The 4,694-nt window shown below is 34.5% G+C and carries 2 protein-coding genes and 1 pseudogene; 2 read left to right on the top strand and 1 reads right to left on the bottom strand.

Features of this window, described 5'->3' with window-relative positions:
• On the bottom strand, positions 1-326 hold a 326-nt coding region (locus tag ACK5ON_RS06415), incomplete at its 3' end, for an ATP-binding cassette domain-containing protein (RefSeq protein ID WP_409820936.1).
• A 209-nt stretch (positions 327-535) separates the two neighbouring features.
• Between ACK5ON_RS06415 and ACK5ON_RS06410 the strand changes: the two genes are divergently transcribed.
• On the top strand, positions 536-3,550 hold the full coding sequence (locus ACK5ON_RS06410; RefSeq protein ID WP_409820933.1) for a tetratricopeptide repeat protein: 3,015 nt from the start codon (positions 536-538) through the stop codon (positions 3,548-3,550).
• Between the two features lie 56 nt (positions 3,551-3,606).
• Positions 3,607-4,694 (top strand): annotated as a pseudogene (locus tag ACK5ON_RS06405) (TonB-dependent receptor); the annotation flags it as partial.

Here is a 4,694-nt window from a genome sequence, read left to right as displayed (position 1 = left end):
GCTTTTAATACAAACAACATGTTTTCATTTACACTTCTGTCGGGTAACAATTGAAAATCTTGAAAAACAATTCCAATTTTTCTTCTCAAAAAGGGAATATCGTCTTCTTTTAAATTCACTAAATCATATCCAACAACTGTTCCTGAACCTTCTGTTAATGGCAAATCGCCATACAACGTTTTCATAAAACTACTTTTTCCAGTTCCAGTTTTACCAATAATATAAAGGAATTCACCTTCTTTTACTTCAAGATTTACCTGTGACAAAATCACTCTATTTTCTTGATAAATCGTTACATTTTTTAATGATAAAACAGTAGCTGACATGAGTATGTTGTTTATTGGGTAAAAGTAATAAATAAAAATTCCAAAATACAAATTCCAAATTCCAAAATAGCAACTTCCTACTTTTCACTTCCATCTTCCCACTTCCCGCTTCCATCTCAAATTGTTTACAACAATGTTTATAATAAATGAGCAGGTTTTTACGTTATAGGGTATAGGATACTATTTTTGGATAAGTAAAATAAAAAACCATGCAAAGAGTTTTTATGTTAGTCGTACTGCTTTATTTAGCAGGAACAGCAAAGGTTTCAGGCCAACAATCAGCCATTTACACTCATTCTTTATCCGATTTTGACAATGCTGTTTTGTTGTATAAAAACAAGCAATATCAGTCGGCACAAATCATTTTTGAGCGTATTAAACAAACTGATATAAGCCAAGATGTTCAAGCAGATTGTGCTTATTATATTGGGATTTGTGCGATTCATTTGAACCAAAGTAATGCGGATGAAATAATGGAACAATTTGTTGCCGATTATCCAACAAGTTCCAAGCAAAATCAGGCCTACATTGAAGTAGCACAATATTATTTTGAACAAGGAAAGTTTCCGCAAGCATTGCAATATTTTGATAAAGTTGATGAAAGCGCTTTAACCTTTGAAGAAGCAGAAAAATTTACGTTTCAAAAAGGTTATGCTTATTTCACAGCAGGAAATAAAAAAGAAGCATCCTCTTATTTTAACAAAGTAATAAACTCCAAAGAATTTGGTTCGCAAGCCAAATATTATTTAGGTTTCATGGCTTATGAAGGTGATAATTATAAAGAAGCTACTAAATATTTTGACCAAGTTTCTGGAGAAGAAAAATACAAAGAGAAGTTATCGTATTTCAAAGCCGACATGCATTTTAAATTAGGTGAATTCCAAAAAGCTATTGATGCAGGAATTGCAGCAATGCCCAAATCCAACGCATCCGAAAAATCGGAATTGAATAAAATTATCGGCGAAAGCTATTTTAATTTGCAACAATACGACAAAGCGTTGCCTTATTTGTCTGCATACAAAGGCAAAAAAGGAAAGTGGAGCAACACCGATTTTTATCAGTTGGGTTATACGTATTACCAACAAAAAGAGTATGAAAACGCCATTACACAATTTAATAAAATAATTGATGGAAAAGATTTTGTTGCCCAAAACGGGTATTACCATTTGGGAGAATGTTACTTCAAAACTGATAAAAAACAACAAGCTTTAAACGCTTTTAAAAGTGCTTCCGAAATGGATTTTGACAAAAAAATTCAGGAAGATGCCAACTTAAATTACGCTAAATTGAGTTATGAAATTGGGAATTCCTATCAAGCTGTGCCCGATGTATTAACATCTTTTTTGGCTAAATATCCGAATTCGCCGAGCAAAAACGAAATCGAAACCTTGCTGATTAATTCTTATATCACGTCTAAGAATTATGCTGCAGCTTTGACCTTATTGGAGAAAAATAATTCAGCCGAAAGTAAAGTGGCGTATCAAAAAGTGTTGTTCTACCGTGGTATAGAATTGTATACCGATGGCAATTATCAGGAAGCATTAAAAATGTTTAAAAAATCGATAACCAATCAGCGGAATGAAAAAATAACCGCTCGTGCTACTTTTTGGAAAGGTGAAACGGAGTATGTTTTGGACAATTTCAATGAAGCGCTATTGAGTTTCAAACAATTTGAAGGTTTTGCAGAAGCAAAAACAACCCCTGAATACAAGAATATCAATTACAACATAGCGTATGCCTATTTTAAACAAAAAGAATACGAACAAGCGGGGAATTATTTTCAAAAATTTATCGATGGAAATAAAGAGGATAAAGTTCGTTTGAATGATTCATATTTACGTCTTGGCGACAGCCGTTTTGTTTCTGCTAAGTATTGGCCAGCCATGGATGCTTACAATAAAGCCATCGAAATGAAAGGAATTGATGCGGATTATGCAGCATTCCAAAAAGCATTGAGTTATGGTTTCGTTTCTAGAAATGATAAGAAAATTGAAGATTTCAATAAGTTTTTACAGAATTTCAAAACGTCTCAATATCGTGATGACGCTTTGTTCGAATTAGGAAATACGTATGTTACAGAAAACAAAACCGATTTGGCAATTAAAACGTATGACCAATTGTTAGCCGAATTCAAAAACGGTTCGTTTGCATCTAAATCTATTTTGCGTCAAGGATTGGTTTATTATAATGGACAAAAAGATGATCTAGCGATTGCTAAATTCAAAAAAGTAGCAGCCGAATATCCAAGAACTCCCGAAGCTTTGGAAGCTGTTTCCACTGCTCGTTTAATTTATATGGACAACGGAAAAGTAGAGGATTATGCTGCTTGGGTTAAAACTTTAGACTTTGTTGAAGTCTCAGATGCCGATTTGGATAACGACACTTATGAAGTAGCAGAAAAGCAATTTTTGCAAAACAATACCAAACAAGCGATTGCCACTTTGAGCAGTTATGTTTCAAAATTCCCTAACGGAATTCACGCTTTGAAAGCTAATTTTTACTTAGCACAATCCTATTATGCGGATGGTTTGGAAAGTAATGCGATTCCAAATTATGAGTATGTTGTGAGCAAACCAAGAAGTGATTTTACTGAGCAATCCTTAGCGAGATTGTGTGAAATTCATTTGAAAAAAGACGATTTTAACAAAGCTGTTCCAGTTTTACAACGATTAGAAACCGAAGCCGACTTTCCTCAAAACGTCACTTTTGCACAAGCCAATTTGATGCGTGCGTATTACGACCAAAAAAATTATGCAAATGCAGTTGTCTATGCCGATAAAGTTTTGGCAAACCCAAAAACAGACAATAAAATAAAAAGTGATGCCCAAATTATTGTTGCTCGTGCTGCTATTCAAGTGAATGATGAAGCCAAAGCTCGTGTGGCTTATGCCAAGTTACTAACCATTGCCAAAGGAGAATTGGCCGCCGAAGCGTTGTATTATGATGCCTATTTCAAAAACAAAGATGGCAAATACGAAGATTCTAACAAAACGGTTCAGAAGTTAGCCAAAGACTATTCGGGGTATAAATATTTTGGAGCGAAAGGTTTGATTGTGATGGCGAAAAACTATTACCAAATGAAAGACAATTTCAGTGCGACTTCCATTTTGGATAGTGTCATTAAAAACTTTTCCACCTACACAGATGTAGTTGATGAAGCACAAACTGAACTGAAAATAATCAAAGGTGAAGCTGCAAAAACTAACTCATCATTAACTGAATAAAAAATCTCTGTGAAACTCAAAGATTCTCCGTGTATCTCTGTGTAACAATTCTAAATATGAAACAAGTAAAAATTTTAATAGTAGCATTATTTATAACACAAATTTCTTTTTCTCAAAAGAAAGACGAAAACATTGGTACGGAAGTAGTAAATGTGGTGAAACCCTATACGCCAACAATTTCCGATGCCTTCAAAGTGAAAGAAACACCAACGTTGGACGACGAAGACACCTCTAAAAAAGAAGCTATTCAATACAACATTTTTTCTTTTCCTGTGGCCTCAACCTTTACACCATCCAAGGGAAGAGCTGCCAGTGTGGATAAAAGTGCTGACGAAAAAATATTCAGCAATTATTTGACATTAGGTGCAGGGAATTATGGAACGGCCAATGCAGAACTTTTTGTTACAGAAAATGTCAGCAACACCGATTATTTTGGTGGCATGTTGCGTCACAGTTCATCTCAAGGCGGAATTAACGACGTGATTTTGGATGATAAGTTTTTCAACACCGCTTTGGATTTTACTTATGGTAGCCGAACCAGAGCGTTGTCTTGGAATGCTGATTTGGGCTATAAAAATCAAGTTTATAATTGGTATGGAATTTATCCCGAAACTCTTGATAATGCTACGATTAATTCTATAGACGAACAGCAAACCTATCACACGTTGTATGTTGGCGGAAGATTGAGTTTAGCCGAAAGTATTTTAAAAGAAAGCACTTTAAAGTTCAGTCGTTTTTGGGATGCTTTTGGTTCGGTTGAAAATCGTTTTGTGGCAAAACCAGCATTGGAATTTGATGTGGTTGACCAAAAAATAAAAACAGATTTTGTTATAGATTATCTCAGCGGATCCTTTGATAAAACTTTTTATGGTGGAAGTTCTTTTAAATATGGGTTTACTAATATTGGTTTCCAACCGAGTGTCAAAATTCAAAAAGACGATTTATCCCTTAATGTTGGCGTTGGATTTTTCTACAGCGCAGCACAAGAAGCTGGGGAAAACAAATTCTTTATTTATCCACAAGTTACCGGTTCTTATAAAATAGTAGGCGATTTAATGATTGCTTATGCCGGATTAGAAGGAACACTAAAGCAAAACTCATACAACGATTTTGTTCAGGAAAATTTCTTTGTTTCGCCAACATT

This window comes from Flavobacterium sp. (assembly GCF_046317795.1).
Lineage (GTDB): Bacteria > Bacteroidota > Bacteroidia > Flavobacteriales > Flavobacteriaceae > Flavobacterium.
Note: the sequence above shows the minus strand (reverse complement) of the source record. Positions and strands in the feature narration are given on the sequence as shown.